At 63.3% G+C, this 18,337-nt stretch carries 12 protein-coding genes; 8 read left to right on the forward strand and 4 right to left on the reverse strand.

Features of this window, described 5'->3' with window-relative positions; all coding sequences use genetic code 11:
- Positions 1-3: 3 nt before the first annotated feature.
- Entirely contained in the window at positions 4-2,448 is a 2,445-nt protein-coding gene (gene nirB / locus IH615_RS14155; RefSeq protein ID WP_291362608.1) for a nitrite reductase large subunit NirB, read from the reverse strand.
- A gap of 431 nt (positions 2,449-2,879) precedes the next feature.
- Between nirB and IH615_RS14160 the strand changes: the two genes are divergently transcribed.
- Positions 2,880-3,233, forward strand: a complete 354-nt coding sequence (locus tag IH615_RS14160; protein ID WP_291362610.1) for a YciI family protein — start codon at positions 2,880-2,882, stop codon at positions 3,231-3,233.
- Between the two features lie 147 nt (positions 3,234-3,380).
- On the opposite strand, the gene IH615_RS14165 is transcribed toward IH615_RS14160, so the two are convergent.
- From IH615_RS14165 to IH615_RS14175, 3 genes are all read right to left on the reverse strand, one after another.
- On the reverse strand, positions 3,381-3,992 hold the full coding sequence (locus tag IH615_RS14165; RefSeq protein WP_291362612.1) for a LysE family translocator: 612 nt from the start codon (positions 3,990-3,992) through the stop codon (positions 3,381-3,383).
- 96 nt (positions 3,993-4,088) lie between these two features.
- Positions 4,089-4,643, reverse strand: coding sequence for a fasciclin domain-containing protein (locus IH615_RS14170; RefSeq protein ID WP_291362614.1), 555 nt, complete (start codon positions 4,641-4,643; stop codon positions 4,089-4,091).
- Positions 4,644-4,758: 115 nt separating this feature from the next.
- Entirely contained in the window at positions 4,759-5,700 is a 942-nt protein-coding gene (locus IH615_RS14175) for a nucleoside hydrolase (protein WP_291362616.1), read from the reverse strand.
- Between the two features lie 147 nt (positions 5,701-5,847).
- On the opposite strand from IH615_RS14175, the gene IH615_RS14180 reads away from it, so the two are divergent.
- From IH615_RS14180 to IH615_RS14210, 7 genes are all read left to right on the forward strand, one after another.
- Entirely contained in the window at positions 5,848-7,101 is a 1,254-nt protein-coding gene (locus tag IH615_RS14180; RefSeq protein ID WP_291362618.1) for an AI-2E family transporter, read from the forward strand.
- Positions 7,102-7,185: 84 nt separating this feature from the next.
- Entirely contained in the window at positions 7,186-9,048 is a 1,863-nt protein-coding gene (locus IH615_RS14185; RefSeq protein WP_291362620.1) for a monovalent cation:proton antiporter-2 (CPA2) family protein, read from the forward strand.
- A gap of 97 nt (positions 9,049-9,145) precedes the next feature.
- Positions 9,146-11,623, forward strand: a complete 2,478-nt coding sequence (locus IH615_RS14190) for a glycogen/starch/alpha-glucan phosphorylase (RefSeq protein ID WP_291362622.1) — start codon at positions 9,146-9,148, stop codon at positions 11,621-11,623.
- A gap of 106 nt (positions 11,624-11,729) precedes the next feature.
- A complete protein-coding gene (glgB, locus tag IH615_RS14195) occupies positions 11,730-13,925 on the forward strand; it encodes a 1,4-alpha-glucan branching protein GlgB (protein ID WP_291362624.1) in 2,196 nt (731 codons plus the stop codon).
- A gap of 52 nt (positions 13,926-13,977) precedes the next feature.
- On the forward strand, positions 13,978-15,249 hold the full coding sequence (glgC, locus tag IH615_RS14200) for a glucose-1-phosphate adenylyltransferase (protein WP_291362626.1): 1,272 nt from the start codon (positions 13,978-13,980) through the stop codon (positions 15,247-15,249).
- Positions 15,249-16,709: a glycogen synthase GlgA gene (gene glgA / locus IH615_RS14205; protein ID WP_291362693.1), complete on the forward strand. Its 1,461-nt coding sequence runs from the start codon at positions 15,249-15,251 to the stop codon at positions 16,707-16,709. Before glgC ends, glgA begins: the two co-directional genes overlap by 1 nt.
- Complete coding sequence (locus IH615_RS14210; protein ID WP_291362628.1) at positions 16,690-18,324, forward strand: alpha-D-glucose phosphate-specific phosphoglucomutase; 1,635 nt, start codon at positions 16,690-16,692, stop codon at positions 18,322-18,324. The genes glgA and IH615_RS14210 overlap by 20 nt, the downstream gene beginning before the upstream one ends.
- The last annotated feature ends 13 nt before the right edge of the window (positions 18,325-18,337 follow it).

The following is an 18,337-nucleotide window of genomic DNA, read 5'->3' on the forward strand; positions in this document are numbered from 1 at the left end:
TCCCTATTCTGCTGCTACGGGCATGCCGAATTCGGCCATGGCGGCGAATTCGTGCGCGTCCTTGCCGTTGACGCGCTCCTCCCAGGGGTCAATCTGGGCGAAGGTCTGCGAATAAACGAAGCGCTCGTAATAGTGACGGCGCTTTTCCTTGTCGGTGACGACATTGGCCAGGATAGACGGTGTGCCGACGCGCTTGGCCCACTTGTAGATACGTTCGAGATAGCGGCCCTGCTCGCGGTAGAGCTGGGTGAGGGCAACGATGATCTCGAGCGCCTCGTCCTCGGTATCGGCATGGCAGAGCAGCTCGGTGCCCTTGATGTCGAGGCCGGCGGCGCCTGCGAAGTGGATGTCGTAACCAGAGTCGACGCAGATGACGCCGATATCCTTGCAGGTGGCTTCGGCGCAGTTGCGCGGGCAGCCGGAGACGGCGAGCTTGACCTTGGCCGGGGTCCAACTGCCCCACATGAACTTCTCAAGGCGGATGCCGAGGCCGGTCGAATCCTGGGTACCGAAGCGGCACCAGTCGGAGCCGACGCAGGTCTTGACCGTGCGCAGGCCCTTGGCATAGGCGGCGCCCGAGACCATGCCGGCGGCATTGAGATCGGCCCAGACCAGAGGCAGGTCTTCCTTCTTGACGCCCAGCAGATCGATGCGCTGGCCGCCGGTCACCTTGACCGCCGGAATGGCGAACTTGTCGGCGACATCGGCGATGGCGCGCAGTTCCTTGGGATTGGTCATACCGCCCCACATGCGCGGAACGACGGAATAGGTGCCGTCCTTCTGGATGTTGGCGTGGACGCGCTCGTTGATGAAGCGGGACTGACCGTCATCTTCGTATTCGCCCGGCCAATCGGAGACCAGGTAGTAGTTCAGGGCAGGGCGGCACTTGGCGCAGCCGCAGGAGGTCTTCCACTCCAGCTCCTGCATCACGGCCGGGATGGACTTGAGGCCCTTGGCGATGATCAGGCGACGGACGTCGTCATGCCCGTATTCCGTGCAAGGGCACATGGGCTGGACGGCGGCGGGATTGTAGGCGTCACCCAGGGTGACGTGGAGCAGTTGTTCGACCAGATGCGTGCAGGAACCGCAGGATGCGGAGGCTTTGGTATGGGCGCGCACGCCGTCGAGGGTGTTGAGACCCTTGCCAGTGATAGCGCCGGTGATCTTGCCTTTGCACACGCCGTTACAGCCACAGATCTCTGCCTCATCCGGCAAGGCTGCAACGGCCGCCATAGGGTCCAGGGCGGCACCGCCCTGATATGCCTGGCCGAATATGAGTGTGTCGCGCATTTCGCGGGTATCGACGCCGCGCTTGAGCAGGTCGAAATACCAGGGGCCATCGGAAGTCTCGCCGTAGAGCACGGCGCCGATGATGCGGTCGTCCTTGAGCACGAGGCGCTTGTAGACGCCGGCGCTGGCATCGCGGAGCACCACTTCCTCGCGGTCCTCGGCTTCGCCGAAATCGCCAGCGGAGAAGAGGTCGATGCCGGTGACCTTGAGCTTGGTCGAGGTGACCGAGCCCTGGTAGGCGGAAGGCTGGCCGGCCAGGGTCTTGGCCAGGACTTCGCCCATTTCGTAGAGCGGAGCGACCAGGCCGTAGCAGGTGCCGCGGTGTTCGGCGCATTCGCCCAGGGCGAAGACGTGGGGGTCATCGGTGCGCAGCTGGTCGTCGACCACGATACCGCGGTTGACGGCGAGGCCGGCGGCCTTGGCAAGGCCGGAAGCCGGACGGATGCCGACGGCCATGACGACCATGGAGCAATCGATGATGGTGCCGTCGTTGAGCTCAACGCCTTCGACGCGGTCGGTGCCCAGCACCTGCTTGGTATTGGCCTTGGTGATGACTGATATACCGCGATCCTTGAAGGCCCTTTCGAGCAGGTAGCCAGCGGCGGGATCGAGCTGGCGCTCCATCAGGGTGGGCATCAGGTGGAGCACGGTGACATCCATGCCCTGCATCTTGAGGCCGGCGGCGGCTTCGAGGCCCAGCAGGCCGCCGCCGATGACCACGACCTTGCAGCCGGGGCCGGCGGCCAGCATTTTGTCGACGTCGTCGAGGTCACGATAAGTGACGACGCCGGGCAGTTGATGGCCCGGCACGGGGGGAATGAAGGGGCTGGAGCCGGTGGCGATGACCAGCTTGTCGTAATCGGCGACGATGCCGTTGGTGGAGACGACGCGGCGGGCTTCGCGATCGATCAGCGTGACCGGCGAGGACTTGTGCAGCGTGACATTGTTGGCGGCGTACCAATCATCGCCATGGGTGATGATGTCCTCATAGGTCTTCTCGCCCGAGAGGACCGGAGAGAGCATGAGGCGGTTGTAATTGACGCGGGGTTCGGCGTTGAAGATCGTGACGTCGAACTGGCCGGGCGCGGCCTCGAACAGATGCTCGAGCATGCGCCCGGGGGCCATGCCGTTGCCGATGATGACTAACCGTTCTGCCATCCGTGTCTCTCCACCTGCCGCCGAAGCGGCGCGAAAACAAAAAAAGCTGCCAACCGACCCCGCCCGGCCCGAGGACCGAAAGCGTCTGTCAGTTGGCAGCTCTGCCTGAAGCGGCGCCCAGCTCTGGACCCCGAAATCGATGACACCCGCAGGTGCCGCAACAGGAGTAATGCACATAGTGTGCCAAGCTGCGGCCGGGCGAAGTTAGGCAGTAAAAGCAGCAGCTTAGGGGAATGGAGGTAGCGCAGACCCAGCGGGGTTTGGGCGGGAGAGACGCCCAAACCAACGTCAAACTGCGTAAGATTTAGGCAAGAGGCGGTTTTGCGTCGAAGGTGCACAAGCGGTGATCATAGTTGCCGGCGTGTCGAATTCGCGCTTCTTCAAACGTTGCGTCAGCAGCGCCGCATGGCGCGGGTGGATAGGAGACGACGATGAAGTTCATGACAATGGTCAAGACGACCAAGGCTGACGTGGGAGCGCCGCCGATGGCGCTGATGCAGGCGATCGGCCAACTGGGGGCCGAGGCCGGCGCGGCGGGTGTGCTGGTGACGCAGGGCGGGCTGATGGGCAAGGATGAGAGCGCCTTCATCGCCATCCGCCAGGGTAAGGTTATGATCACCGATGGCCCGTTTGCGGAGAGCAAGGAACTGGTGGGCGGCTACGCGGTCTACGATGTGCCATCCAAGGCCGAGGCGGTGGACTGGGCGACGCGGTTTGCCAAGCTCCATACCGAGCATTGGCCGGGATGGGAGGGGGAGATCGAGGTGCGGCCGATTTTCGGATAGGGGGCCCAAGCAGCCCAAACTCCCCACCGCGTTCCCTCGAGCTTGATCCGACGGTTTATTGCTGCCTGCGCCGCGTTGAGAGTGGCCCTCAGGTCAAGCCCGAGGGAACGCGGCGGATGGACAAGACGCGCGGCAGGACTGTGTCGTTCAGTGCTGCCAGACGACGAGGCCGGCGGCAGTGGCCATCATGGCTCCGGCGGTCTTGTTGAGGCGACCCAGGGCGCGCGGGCTCTTGAACATTTCGCGGGCGGCCGAGGCCAGCCAGGCATAGCCGCAGCCGATGATCAGCAGCACGACCACCACGATGAAGGTGAGCTCGGCGAAGGCGACCGGGTTCATCTGGTCGAGCGGGATGACGGTGGGCAGAATGGCCAGATAGAAGACAATGGTCTTGGGATTGCCCATGGTCAGCGAGAAGCCGGCGAGGAAAGTCTTCCAGCTGCCTTCGTTCTTGGGCTTCATCTGCTCGGAGCCCGGGCGAGCCGTCCAGAACTTGTAGGCAATGTAGAGCAGGTAGGCGGCGCCGGCCCAACGGATGACCACGAAGACCGGGCCGAACCAGGTGGCGATGGCGGCGAGGCCGAATACGGCAAAAACGAAATAGACCAGATCGCCGGCCAGGATGCCGAGCACCATCGGGAAAGCACCCTTGAAGCCGCCGCCCAAAGCGCGGGCAACAACGGCTGCGACGCCGGGGCCGGGCACCAGCACAGCGATGGCATAGGCGATGGTGAAGGTGGCGAGGGTGAAGAGGTCCATTGCGGTGGTCTCGGTTTGGGAGGCGGACACTAGCGCCCACACCGGCGAAAAGCAAAGGCCCCGCACAGGGCGGGGCCTTCGCAAGTCCAGGCAGGATTATTTCGGCAGAAGCACGTCATCGACGACGTGGATCACGCCGTTGGACTGGTTTACGTCGGCGATGGTGACGCGCGCTGCGCCGCCCGACTCGTCGTAGATGTAAACGGTGTTGCCACGAGCCGTAGCTATGAGGGTATCGCCGCTCACGGTGCGAATATTGAACTGGCCATTGCTGCTCGCAGCGATGCCAGCCAGCAGATCGGCGGCTGAAACCTTGCCAGCTACGACGTGGGCGGTCAGGACCTTGACCAATTGCGCCTTGTTTTCGGGCATCAGCAGGGTGTCGACAGTGCCAGCAGGCAATTTGCCGAACGCCGCATTGACCGGAGCAAAGACTGTGAAGGGGCCGGCACCCTGCAAGGTCTCAACAAGGCCGGCGGCGGTGACGGCAGCGACCAGGGTTGTGTGGTCGGATGAGTTCACCGCGTTCTCTACGATGTTCTTGTCAGCGAACATGGCGGCGCCGCCAACTCTTGGATTGTCCTGGCCGAAGGCAATGGTGGTAGAAAGCAGAACAAGTGCGGCCCCGGTGGCCAGCTTGGTAAAGTGCATGATCGTCTCCCTGTTGAAGCCGGCCGTGGGTTCAGTTCCGACGGTTCGGTTGCAGGCAGGTACGGCCCCGGGCGCGAGGCGGTTTCAGACATTGCATCACGCGTGAGTGATCAGGTCAGGGCAGCCGGGCAAGGCGCTCAAGGAGCAGCGCGAAGAAGCCTTCGGCGTTGCCGTTGCGCAAATAGTTGACGTTCCGCACCTTGCCAGTGACGTGCCAGTAATCGGCCACCGTCATGCCCACGGTCAGTTCGCTCGCGGTCTCGACTGTCACATTGCAGTGGCGGCCTTCGAAGAGGTCCGGTTGCAGCAGGTAGGCGATTACTGTCGGGTCGTGCAGCGGGGCGCCGGCCCAGCCGTATTTCTGCAGGTCGAAGGTCTCCGAGAAGGTCAGCATGGCGTGGACCGCCTCGCCCGACCGGTTGCCCATGGCGCGGATGGCGTCCAGGCGCTGTGGGGTGGACTGAATCTGGTGGGTCACGTCGAGCGGCAGCATGGTGATCGGGACGCCCGAGCGGAGCACGACATCGGCCGCTTCGGGATCGACATAGATGTTGAATTCGGCCGCGGGCGTGATGTTGCCCACCTCGAAATAGGCGCCGCCCATCATGACGATTTCGGCGATCCGCTCGGCAATGGCGGGCTGCTTGACCAGGGCCACGCCGATATTGGTCAGCGGCCCGAGGGTGCACAGGGTGATGCTGCCGGGCTCTGATGCCATCAGGGTGTCGATGATGTAGTCGACGCCGTGCTGGTCTTGCAGCGGAATGGTGGGGTCGGGCAGGTCGGGGCCGTTCATGCCGGTCTCGCCGTGGACGTGCTCGGCGGTCACCAGATGCCGGCGCATCGGGCGGGCGCAGCCGGCATAGACGGGAATGTCGCGGCGGCCGGACAATTCGACAACCTTGCGGGCATTGATGGCGTTGTAATGCAGGCCGACATTGCCGGCCACGGCGACAATGCCAAGCACGTCGAGTTCTTCGGGCGAAGCAAGAGCCAGCAGGATAGCGACGGCATCGTCCTGGCCAGGATCGGTGTCGATGATGATTTTACGCGGCATGAAATGACCTTGGCAGGAATGCGAATCCGGGCGGCACACTAGCTGTTGGTGCCATGGTGGTCGACAACCCCGCAATGGCTTGTTCAACGGAACGTTTGCACACAGGTGACGTTAGGTTGGCGCGAGGGGTCGCAAGCGAGATTTGACATGGCACGCGCAGCCAAGCCAGCGACACCCAGAGACATGACCGAGAGCCAGTTCGAGCGCGTGGCCGCTAATGCTGCCCGCCTGGCGGTGGTGTTTGTCGGATTTTTGGCACTGCTGTTCGCGCTGCAGGTGGGGCAGGTCTTTCTGGCTCCCGTTACCCTGGCGATCGTTATCGGGCTGATGTTCGGGCCAGTGGCTGATCGGGTCGAACGTTTCGGGGTTCCGCCCGCCCTGTCGGCGGGCATCGTGGTCCTCATGCTGATCGGGGTGATTGCCGGTGGCGTGATGCTGTTCTCGGGGCCGCTGTCGGAATGGGTGGCGCGAGGCCCCATGATCTGGAACAAGCTGCAGCAGCAACTCGCCACCCTTGAGGGGCCGCTCGAGGCGGTCGCGGCGGTGCAGGAACAGATCACTTCGATCTTCGGCAGCGACAACGCCATGGCGGTGACGGTCGAGGATGGCGGACAGATGATCGGGGTCGCCATGCTGGCGCCGGCGATCCTGGCGCAGGTGCTGATCTTCCTTGCCAGCCTCTATTTCTTCGTGGCGACACGGGACCACATCCGCATCTCGGTGCTGTCGCTGTGTGTCAGCCGGCGCATGCGCTGGCGCACGGCGCATGTGTTCCGCGATGTGGAGGCGAAGGTGAGCCGCTTCCTGCTGTCGATCACCTTCATCAATGGCTGTGTGGGCTGCGCGGTGGCGCTGGCCATGTGGGCGATCGGCGTGCCTTCGCCGCTGCTGTGGGGCGCGATGGCGGCCGTGCTCAACTACATTCCCTATGTGGGGCAGGGCGTCATGATGCTGGTGCTGCTTGCGGTGGGGCTGGGCACGGAGACGGACTTGCAGAACATGTTGTTGCCGGTGGGTTGTTACCTGGCGATCAACTTCGTGGAAGGGCAGATCGTGACGCCGCATTTCATTGGCCGGACCATGACGCTCAATCCGTTCCTGATCTTCCTTTCGATCACGTTCTGGCTGTGGGCCTGGGGGCCGGTGGGTGGGCTGGTGGCGGTGCCGACCCTGCTGATCGCCACCTCGGTGCTGGCCCATATGCTGCCCAGCAAGCCGATGGTGCCGAGCCGGCCGGTCCGCCGGACGCGCAACATGACCGACCGCGACGAGTTGTTGGCCAACACGGCCCGCGCCATCCGCGAGCAGGCCGAAGAGGAAGAGAAGCCGGCCGGAAAGCGCAAGGAGGAGCGATTGGAGCCCCCTGATGGAACCGCGCCGACCGGGGCGTCTCCAGCGTAAGTCACCCATTCCGCCATCGTCCTTGACGGCGCGACTGCGGGACGAAAGAGTCGGCACCAGGTTTTACGGCGCGGGGTTCTTTTGGTGGCGGGTGAAGTTGCTGGACATGCGGCGGAAGCGGCCGCGCATGGTGTCGACCTGATCCCGGTGGTCGCCCTGCTGGGTGCCGCCGTCATCGCGGTGCCGCTGTTCAAGCGCATCGGGCTGGGCTCGGTGCTGGGCTACCTGGCGGCGGGGCTGCTGCTGGGGCCATCGGGAATTGGCCTCATCAACGATCCCGAATCGGTGCTCACCACGGCCGAGCTGGGCGTGGTGATGTTCCTGTTCATCATCGGCCTCGAAATGGAGCCCGCCAAGCTCTGGGCGCTGCGCAAGCAGATTTTCGGCCTTGGGCTCATTCAGGTCGCGACCAGCGGTGCACTGCTAACCGGGGTGGGCGTCTTGCTCGGCTTTGCGCCTGTCGTCGCTTTCATCTTCGGCATGGGCTTCGTGCTGACGTCGACCGCTATCGTCATGCAGATTCTGGGCGAGCGTGGCGAACTGGCGACCGATAGCGGCCAGCGCATGGTGTCTATCCTGCTGCTGGAAGACCTGGCGATCGTTCCACTGCTGGCTGTGGTGGCGTTGCTAGCCCCCGGCACGGGCGAACAGGTCGACCTGGTCTCCCGCCTGCTCGGTATTGCCGCGCCGATCGGAGCAGTGCTGCTGCTCATCTTCGTGGGCAGGCGCATCATGAATCCGTTCTTCGGCCTGCTCGCATCGAGCAAGCTGCGCGAAGTCATGACCGCAGCGGCCCTTCTGGTGGTGCTGGGCGCGGCATTGCTGTTCCAGGCCAGCGGGCTTTCCATGGCCATGGGCGCGTTCCTGGCGGGCGTGCTGCTCTCGACCTCGACCTTCCGGCACCAACTTGAAGCCGATGTGGAGCCGTTCCGTGGCATCCTGCTGGGCCTGTTCTTCCTGGCCGTGGGCATGTCTCTGGATATCGGCACCGTGGGGGCGAACTGGCAGATCATCGCCATGAGTGTCGCCGCCTATATGCTGGTCAAGGCGGGGGCCATCTATGCCATTGCGCGACTGCTGCGATCGGGCCACGCGGAGGCGCTGGAGCGTGCCGTGCTGATGGGGCAGGGCGGCGAATTCGCCTTCGTGCTCTACACCACGGCGGCGACGGCCGGTATTATCGATGGGCCGACCAACGCGATCTTCACCGCCACGGTGATCGTCTCGATGGCGCTGACACCGTTCTTCATCATCGGCCTGCGTTTCGTGCTGCCCAAGACGGCGGAACAATCGATGGATGGCGTGGAGCAAGCCGAAGGGCTGTCCGGCCGCATCCTGATCATCGGCTTCGGTCGCTTCGGGCAGATCGCGAGCCAGCCGCTGCTGGCCATGCACCATTCGGTGTCGATCATCGACAATGATACCGAGATGATACGCGCTGCGGCGAGCATAGGCTTCAAGGTGTATTATGGCGACGGGACGCGCCTGGACATCCTGCGCGCCGCCGGTGCGAGCACGGCCGACCTGATCCTGATCTGCACCGACAGGAAGGAACAGACAACGCGCATTGCCGAACTGGTGCGCGACGAATTTCCGCTGGTACGGGTCATGGCGCGCGCCTTCGACCGCGCCCACGCCATCGAGCTGGTCAAGACCGGCGTGGAGTATCAACTGCGCGAACTGTTCGAATCGGCGCTGGAATTCGGCGGCGAAGCGATCCGCTCACTCGGTGCCGGCGTCGAGGAGTCCGAAGAGATCGTGGAAGGGGTGCGCATGCGCGACCGCCAGAGATTCGACCTGCAACTGGCCGGTGAAGACTGGCGGAACCTGGGGCAGCTGCTGATCAGCAATGCACAGGACCAGGCGCGCGAGAGCGGGGTGACGGTTCCGCAGGCAGAAGCGGAAGATGCCGTCGCAAAGAGCACCCAGCCGGCGCAGCCGGCATAGGAGGGCATTGACGCATGGGGGCTTTCGCCTGCCCAAATTAAGTGCAAGACTAAAGTCTCTAGAGGGGAATACATCGTCATGAAACCTGGATTGCGATATGCCGCAACAGCCGATCGTTTACGACGCCCCTACGCCGGAACCACGCGCCCGCACAGTTGAGGCCATCCAGGCGGAGATACTAGAGAGACTGATCTATTCAGTCGGCAAGGACCCCATCGTTGCCCGGCCGCATGACTGGCTCGCGGCGACCATCCTGACTGTGCGCGACCGGGTCATGGACCGCTGGATGGAGTCGTCCCGCGAGACATGGCGGACGTCGCACAAGCGAGTCTATTACCTGAGCCTCGAATTCCTCATCGGCCGGCTGATGCGCGATGCCATGAGCAATGTGGGGCTGATCGAGCCGGTACGCGACGCCCTCAAGAACCTCAATGTCGACCTGGGCGACCTGATCAACCTGGAACCCGACGCGGCTTTGGGCAATGGCGGCCTGGGGCGCCTGGCGGCGTGTTTCCTCGAATCCATGTCGTCGGTGAAAATTCCTGCCTATGGCTACGGCATCCGCTATGTGCACGGGCTGTTCCGACAGGAAATGAGCGAAGGCTGGCAGGTGGAATTGCCCGAGGAATGGCTGACGCACGGCAATCCCTGGGAGTTCGAGCGGCGCGAAAGCGCTTATGAGGTCGGCTTTGGCGGCCATGTCGAGCCGGTGACCGATCCTGACGGTACGGTGCGGCAGGAATGGCGGCCCAACGACCATGTGCTGGCCGTCGCCTATGACACGCCGATCGTGGGCTGGCGCGGGGCGCGGGTGAATACGCTGCGGCTGTGGAGCGCACAGCCGATCGATCCGATCCTGCTCGACAAGTTCAATTCGGGCGACCATATCGGCGCACTCGAGGAAAGCTCGCGGGCGGAAGCGATCACGCGGGTGCTCTACCCGGCCGATTCGACGGCCGCGGGGCAGGAACTGCGCTTGCGGCAGGAGTTCTTCTTCTCGTCGGCATCGCTGCAGGACATCGTGCGGCGGCATCTGCAGCAGTATGGCGACCTGGGCTCGCTGCCCGACAAGGTCGCCATCCATCTCAATGACACGCATCCGGCGATCTCGATCTGCGAGCTGATGCGCATCCTGGTGGACGACAACGGCATCAAGTGGGCCGAGGCCTGGAAGCTGAGCAAGGGAGTGTTCGGCTATACCAACCACACCCTGCTGCCGGAGGCGCTGGAGAGCTGGCCGGTGGCGCTGCTGGAGCGGCTGCTGCCGCGGCACATGCAGATCATCTACCAGATCAATGCCGAAGTGCTGACCGATGCGCGGGTTCGCGCCAAGTTCAGCGATGCGCAGATTGCCAATGTGTCGCTGATCGATGAAGCGGGCGGTCGTCGCGTGCGCATGGGGCAGCTGGCCTTTGTGGGCTCGCACTCGATCAATGGCGTTTCGGCGCTGCATACCGAGCTGATGAAGCAGACGGTATTCTCGGACCTGCACAAGCTCTATCCGGAGCGCATCAACAACAAGACCAACGGCATCACGCCGCGGCGCTGGCTGATGCAGTGCAATCCCGAACTGACCAAGCTGATCAGCGACAGGATCGGCCCGGAATTCCTCGACGATATCGACCTGCTCAAGGGGCTCGACGCCCATGCGGACGATCCGACGTTCCAGGGGCAGTTTGCCGCCGTCAAGCAGGCCAACAAGCAGAAGCTCGCCAAGCTGATCAAGGACCGCATGGGCATCGTGGTCTCGCCGGACGCGATGTTCGACGTGCAGATCAAGCGTATCCACGAATACAAGCGACAGCTGCTCAACATCATCCAAGCTGTTGCTGCGTATGATGAAATTCGCGCCCATCCGGAACGGGACTGGGTGCCGCGCGTTAAGATCTTCGCGGGCAAGGCGGCACCGGGCTACTGGAACGCCAAGCTCATCATCAAGCTGATCAATGACGTCGCCAAGGTCATCAACAACGACCCGGCGGTGCGCGGGCTGCTCAAGGTGGTGTTCCTGCCCAATTACAATGTCAGCCTGGCCGAAGTGATCGTTCCTGCCGCCGACCTGTCAGAGCAGATTTCGACGGCCGGCATGGAAGCGTCGGGTACCGGCAACATGAAGTTCATGGCCAATGGCGCCATTACCATCGGCACGATGGATGGCGCCAATGTCGAGATGCACAAGGAAGTGGGGGCGGACAACATCGTGATCTTCGGCCTCACGACCGACGAGGTGAATGACAAGCGGGCCCGCAGCGAGGTGCCACGGGCGGCGATCGACAGTTCGCCGCGGCTCAAGGAAGCGCTGGAGTCCATTTCGTCGGGCGTGTTCTCGCCTGACGATCCGCACCGCTATCGCGACCTGATCGGCGGGCTCTACGACCATGACTGGTTCATGGTGGCGCGGGACTTTGATGCCTATGTCGCTGCGCAGGCAGCGGTGGATGCCATCTGGGCCGATAAACGGCGCTGGAACGCCATGGCGATCCGCAACACCGCGCGTGTCGGCTTCTTTTCGTCGGATCGGACGATCCGGCAATACGCACAGGAAATCTGGGGTGTTCCGGTAGCGTCGACATGATGGCGGGCGGCGGTCGGGAACTGGCTGACAAGATCGGGCCGGCTGCTGTTTTATGGTTCAGGAAGCGCAGCCGGAAGGCGGGCGTTTTCGTCGGGGGAGCGTGCGTGTGACCAAAGAAGACTGGCAAGCCGATGCACGGGAAGTGGAAGCGATCGTTGCCGGTCGCCATCACAACCCGTTTGCATTTCTGGGGCTGCATGAGATCAACGGGCAATGGGTGCTGCGGGCGTTCATCCCGCATGCCGAAATGGTGTCGGCCTATGCGCTGGACGGCGTGGCGCTGGGCCACCTGATCCCTCGGCATGCTGGCGGTTTCTTCGAGGGCAAGGTCTCCATCGAAAAACGCCAACCGGTTCGCTACCGCGCCAAGAATGCGGGCGGAGAGTGGGACGTCTATGATCCCTATTCCTTCGGGCCCGTGCTGGGGCCGATGGACGACTACTATATCGGCGAAGGCAATCACCTGCGGCTGTTCGACAAGCTTGGCGCGCATGAGATGGAATTCGAGGGCATCCACGGCACCCATTTTGCCGTTTGGGCGCCCAACGCTCAGCGCGTGAGCGTGGTCGGGCTGTTCAACGAATGGGACGGCCGCCGCCATCCGATGCGCAAGCGTTTTGAGAACGGCATCTGGGAAGTGTTCATTCCCGTGCTCGGCACCGGGACGCTCTACAAGTATGAAATTGTCGGGCCCGATGGCGTGGTGCAGCCGCTCAAGGCCGACCCGTTTGCGCGGCAATCCGAATTGCGCCCCCGGACTGCCTCGGTGGTGCCTGATCCGACCGAGTTCACCTGGACTGACGGCAAGTATATCGAGGAGCGGGCAACCCGCGACTGGCGGCGTACGCCGATGTCGACCTACGAGGTGCATCTGGGCAGCTGGCGGCGCCGGCCGGATGGCGGATTCCTGTCCTACGACCAGTTGGCGGAGCAGTTGGTGCCCTATGTGGCCGACATGGGCTACACCCATATCGAGCTGTTGCCGATCACTGAGCATCCGTTCGATCCGAGCTGGGGCTATCAGCCGACGGGGCTTTACGCGCCAACCTCCCGCCACGGCGACCCGGCTGCGTTTGCCCGCTTCGTCAATGCGGCGCATGAGGCGGGGCTGGGCGTGATCCTCGACTGGGTGCCGGCGCATTTTCCCACCGATGCACATGGCCTGGCGCATTTCGACGGCACGGCGCTCTACGAGCATGCCGATCCGCGGCAGGGCTACCATCCGGACTGGAACACGGCGATCTACAATTTCGGCCGGCGCGAGGTGGTGAGTTTCCTCGTCAACAATGCGCTCTACTGGCTGGAGAAGTTCCATATCGACGGACTGCGCGTCGATGCCGTCGCCTCGATGCTTTATCTCGATTATTCGCGCCAGCAGGGGCAGTGGGTGCCCAACAAGTTCGGGGGCAACCAGAACCTGGAGGCGGTGGAATTCCTGCGTCGGGTGAATTCGGAGGCCTATCGGCTGCATCCGGGCACCTTCATGATTGCCGAGGAATCCACGTCCTGGCCCGGCGTCAGCCACCCCGCCCATTCGGGCGGATTGGGCTTTGGCTTCAAGTGGAACATGGGCTTCATGAACGACACCCTGCGCTTCATGAGCCGCGAGCCGGTGCATCGCAAGTTCCACCATAACGACATGACCTTCGCCGCCATCTATGCGTTCAGCGAGAATTTCGTGCTGCCGCTGAGCCATGACGAAGTGGTGCATGGCAAGGGCTCGCTGCTGGCCAAGATGCCGGGCGATGACTGGCAGCAATTCGCCAACCTGCGCGCCTACTACGCGTTCATGTGGGGTTTCCCGGGCAAGAAGCTGCTGTTCATGGGGCAGGAATTCGCGCAGCGCGAAGAGTGGGCGGAAGCCAAATCGCTCGACTGGTACCTGCTCGATGCGGGCATGCATGAGGGCATGCGGCGGCTGATCGCCGACCTCAACCTGGCCTATCGGCAATTGCCGGCGCTGCATGAGCGCGATTGCGAGCCGGACGGTTTCGAGTGGGTGATCGGCAACGATCACGCCAATTCGGTGTTTGCCTGGCTGCGCAAGACACCCGGCAGCGACCCGGTGCTGGTGGTCAGCAATTTCACGCCAGTGCCACGTGCCGGCTACAAGATACCCATGCCGATCGCCGGCAACTGGGTGGAGCGCATCAATACCGATGCGGGCTGGTATTCCGGGTCGAACACCGGGAACCAGGGTGTGGTGAAGGCCTATGCGGTCGAGGGCCAGCACTGGCCGGCGGAAGCGGAGGTTTACCTGCCGCCGCTATCGACGCTGTTCCTGAAGTTCGAGCCGGCCTGACCGGCAGAAGTGAGATAGTCCCGGCAAACGGGCATAGTGGAGGGTTAGAAGAATGGCAGACTACAGGACACCATCGCCGCTGGCCCGCGAGGCCATGGCCTATGTGCTGGCCGGTGGGCGCGGCACGCGCCTGATGGAACTGACCGACCGGCGCGCCAAGCCGGCGGTGTATTTTGGCGGCAAGTCGCGCATCATCGATTTCGCGTTGTCCAATGCGATCAATTCGGGCATCCGCCGTATTTCGGTGGCGACGCAATACCAGGCGCACAGCCTGATCCGCCACCTGTCGCGCGGCTGGAACTTCCTGCGCCCCGAGCGCAACGAGAGCTTCGACGTGCTGCCGGCCAGCCAGCGGGTAGCCGAGGACATGTGGTATGCCGGCACCGCCGACGCGGTGTACCAGAACATGGACATCATCGAGGATTACGGCGCCCGCTATATCGTGATCCTGGCCGGCGACCACATCTACAAGATGGACTACGAAATCATGCTCCGGCAGCATGTGGATACGGGCGCCGACGTGACCATCGGGTGCCTGGAAGTGCCGCGCATGGAGGCCACCGGCTTCGGCGTGATGCATGTGGACGGGCGCGACCGGGTGGTCGATTTCGTCGAAAAGCCGAAAGACCCGCCGGCAATCCCGGACAGGCCGGACACGGCGCTGGCCAGCATGGGCATCTATGTGTTCGAGACGCGGTTCCTGATGGAACAGCTGCGCCGCGACGCGGCCACGGAGGGCTCGAGCCGCGATTTCGGCAAGGACATCATTCCCTATATCGTCAAGAACGGCACGGCCTGGGCGCACCGTTTCACCCGGTCCTGCGTGCGCTCATCCAAGGAAGACGTGGCCTATTGGCGGGACGTCGGCACCATCGACGCCTATTGGAAGGCTTCGATCGACCTGACCGATATCGAACCGCAGCTCGATCTCTATGACCGCGACTGGCCGATCTGGACCTATGCCGAGATCACGCCGCCGGCCAAGTTCGTGCATGATTTCGACGGCCGCCGAGGCTCTGCCGTCAATTCGCTGGTGTCGGGCGACTGCATCATCTCGGGCGGGCATCTGCAAAGGACGCTGCTGTCAACGGGGTCGCGCGTCCATTCCTACTCGGTGCTCGAGGAGGCGGTGGTGCTGCCCTATTGCGATATCGGGCGCAATGCGCGGCTCAAGAAAGTGGTGATCGACCGCGGCGTCAACATTCCGGAAGGGCTGGTGGTGGGCGAGGACCCCGAATTCGACGCCAAGTGGTTCCGCCGCACCGACGAGGGCGTGACCCTGATCACCCAGCACATGATCAACAAGTATCTGGCGGGCCGATGATCGAAGTTCTCTCGGTTGCCTCCGAGGTCTACCCGCTGATCAAGACGGGCGGGCTGGCTGATGTCGCGGGCGCCCTGCCGGGCGCTCTCGGCAGCCGCGGCGTTACCATGCGAACGCTGGTGCCGGGTTACCCTTCCGTCATGAGCAAGCTCAGCGGCGGACGAGTGGTCAAGGAGCTCGACGACCTGTTCGGTGTGCCTGCCAAGCTGATCGCTGCGCGGGTCGCGGGGCTCGATGTCATCGTCATCGAGGCCCCGGCGCTCTATGACCGGCCCGGCAATCCCTATGTCGGTCCGGACGGCTGGGACTGGCCGGACAACTGGAAGCGCTTTGCAGCCCTGAGCTGGGTGGCGGCGGAACTGGGCATGGGCATGGTCGAGGGCTATCACCCCCAGGTCATCCATTGCCACGACTGGCAGTCGGGGCTGGCGCCGGCCTATATCAAGTATGCGCCGATCAGCACGGTCAAGACTGTGATGACCATCCACAACATGGCGTTCAAGGGGTTCTTCGGCCCCGAGATCTTCGGCCAGCTGCGGCTGCCGCCGCACGCCTTCGGGGTGGGCGGCGTCGAATATTACGGCGGCATTTCCTACCTGAAGTCGGGGATGGAATGCGCCGACTATGTCACCACGGTCAGCCCCAACTATGCCGACGAAATCCGCACGCCGGAATTCGGCCTGGGTCTCGAAGGACTGTTGAACGGCCGGGCCGACACGGTTGTCGGCATTCTCAACGGCATCGACACCGATGCCTGGGACCCGAGCAAGGATGCGGCGCTGGCGCAGACCTATTCCGCCAACACGATCCATATGCGGCAGGTCAACAAGAAGGCCGTGGCCGAGAAATTCGGGCTCGACGGATTGGATGGACCGCTGTTTTGCGTGATCAGCCGGCTGACCGACCAGAAGGGCATGGACCTGCTGCTGCAGGCGACGGACGGGCTGGTGGACCTTGGCGGGCGGCTGGTGGTGCTGGGCTCCGGCGAAGCCTATCTCGAGGATGGGTTCCGCCACATGACGGCGCGTCACCCCGGCAAGGTTGCCATTGCCAATGGCTATAACGAGGCGCTGAGCCACCTGATGCAGGGCGGCTGCGACGCCATCGTCATCCCCTCGCGCTTCGAGCCGTGTGGACTGACGCAGCTCTATGGCTTGCGCTATGGCTGCGTGCCGGTGGTCAGCCGGATCGGGGGCCTCGCCGACACGGTGATCGACGCCAATCCGGCGGCAATCTCCGCAGAGGTGGCGACGGGTGTGGTGTTCGACCCAAACAGCGCTCATGCGCTCTACGAGGCGCTGCGCAAGACGGTGCGCCTCTACCATGACGAGAAACTCTGGAAGAAGATCCAACGGCGGGGAATGAAATCGGACGTGTCCTGGGACACGAGCGCCGCGCGCTATGCCGACCTCTATGCCACCATTACCGGGCTGATGACCAATGACGATCCTGACCATTAAGACCACGCCCTATGGCGACCAGAAACCGGGCACGTCGGGCCTGCGCAAGCGCGTGACCGTCTATCAGCAGCCCAATTATGTCGAGAACTACATCCAGGCGATCTTCGATAGCCTCGAGGGTTTCGAGGGCCAGACGCTGGTGATCGGCGGCGATGGGCGCTTCTACAATGATGTCGCCATCCAAAAGGCGATCCGCATCGCCGCGGCCAACGGCTTTGGCAAGGTGCTGGTGGGGCAGGGTGGCCTGTTGTCGACGCCGGCGGCCAGCCATGTCATCCGCCACTACAAGGCGTTTGGTGGCCTGGTGCTGTCGGCGAGCCACAATCCGGGCGGGCCGGAGGGCGATTTCGGCATCAAGTACAACATTTCCAATGGCGGGCCGGCGCCCGAGAAGATCACCGACGCGGTCTATGCCCGCACCAAGGTGATCGATAGCTACAAGAGCATCGACGCGGGGGATATCGACCTCAATACCATCGGCACGCAGACGGTCGGCGGGATGGTGGTGGAGGTGATCGACCCGGTCGCCGACTATGCTGCGCTGATGGAAACGCTGTTCGATTTCCCGGCGATCAAAGCCATGTTCGCCTCGGGTTTCCGCATGACGTTCGACGCGATGTCGGCGGTGACCGGACCCTATGCCCATAAAATCCTTGAGGAAATTCTTGGCGCGCCCAAGGGCACCGTCATCAACGGCACGCCGTCGCCATCGTTCAATGACGGACATCCCGATCCGAACCTGGTCTATTGCAAGGACATGCATGACCTACTGATGACGCCCGAAGGCCCCGATTTCGGCGCGGCTTCGGATGGCGACGGGGATCGCAACCTGATCATCGGCAAGAACCGGTTCGTGACACCATCGGACTCGCTGGCCCTGCTGGCGGCCAATGCGCATCTGGCGCCGGGGTACAAGGCGGGCATAGCGGGCATTGCGCGGTCGATGCCGACAAGCGCGGCAGCCGACCGGGTGGCGGAGAAGCTCGGCATCGAAATGCATGAAACGCCAACGGGTTGGAAGTTTTTCGGCAACCTGCTCGATGCCGGCCGGGTGACGATTTGCGGCGAGGAAAGCGCGGGAACGGGCTCCAGCCATGTGCGCGAGAAGGACGGGCTGTGGGCTGTGCTGCTGTGGCTCAACATCATCGCCGTGCGCAAGCAGAGCGTCGACCAGATCGTGCGCGAGCACTGGGCGACCTATGGGCGCAACTATTATACGCGGCACGATTATGAAGAGGTCGACGCTGCCATTGCCAACAAGCTGGTCGACGATCTGCGGGCAGAATTGCCCAAGCTTGCCGGCAGAAATCTTGGCGATGACCTGCAGGTTGCCTATGCGGACGACTTTACCTACCACGACCCGGTAGATGGTTCGACCAGCGCCAAGCAGGGCATCAGGATCGGCTTCACCGACGGCTCCCGGATCGTTGTCCGGCTGAGCGGAACCGGCACGGTCGGCGCCACGTTGCGTCTCTATCTTGAGCGCTACGAGGCTGCCGATGGACGACATGATCTTGAAACCCAATCCGCCCTTGATTCCCTCATCGGAGTGGCAGACGAACTCACTGGAATCAAGCAGCGCACCGGGCGCCAAGAGCCCAGCGTCATCACCTAGCATCGGAAGACCA

It is taken from the genome of Devosia sp., from assembly GCF_014860165.1.
GTDB lineage: Bacteria > Pseudomonadota > Alphaproteobacteria > Rhizobiales > Devosiaceae > Devosia.

What these genes read in the sequence shown, in the direction of transcription:
- IH615_RS14175 (WP_291362616.1), bottom strand. Translation starts at nt 5,700, where the DNA reads ATGCCGCGTAAAATCATCATCGACACCGATCCTGGCCAGGACGATGCC.
- IH615_RS14160 (WP_291362610.1), top strand. Translation starts at nt 2,880, where the DNA reads ATGAAGTTCATGACAATGGTCAAGACGACCAAGGCTGACGTGGGAGCG.
- IH615_RS14180 (WP_291362618.1), top strand. Translation starts at nt 5,848, where the DNA reads ATGGCACGCGCAGCCAAGCCAGCGACACCCAGAGACATGACCGAGAGC.
- IH615_RS14170 (WP_291362614.1), bottom strand. Translation starts at nt 4,643, where the DNA reads ATGCACTTTACCAAGCTGGCCACCGGGGCCGCACTTGTTCTGCTTTCT.
- IH615_RS14190 (WP_291362622.1), top strand. Translation starts at nt 9,146, where the DNA reads ATGCCGCAACAGCCGATCGTTTACGACGCCCCTACGCCGGAACCACGC.
- glgC (WP_291362626.1), top strand. Translation starts at nt 13,978, where the DNA reads ATGGCAGACTACAGGACACCATCGCCGCTGGCCCGCGAGGCCATGGCC.
- nirB (WP_291362608.1), bottom strand. Translation starts at nt 2,448, where the DNA reads ATGGCAGAACGGTTAGTCATCATCGGCAACGGCATGGCCCCCGGGCGC.
- IH615_RS14210 (WP_291362628.1), top strand. Translation starts at nt 16,690, where the DNA reads ATGACGATCCTGACCATTAAGACCACGCCCTATGGCGACCAGAAACCG.
- IH615_RS14165 (WP_291362612.1), bottom strand. Translation starts at nt 3,992, where the DNA reads ATGGACCTCTTCACCCTCGCCACCTTCACCATCGCCTATGCCATCGCT.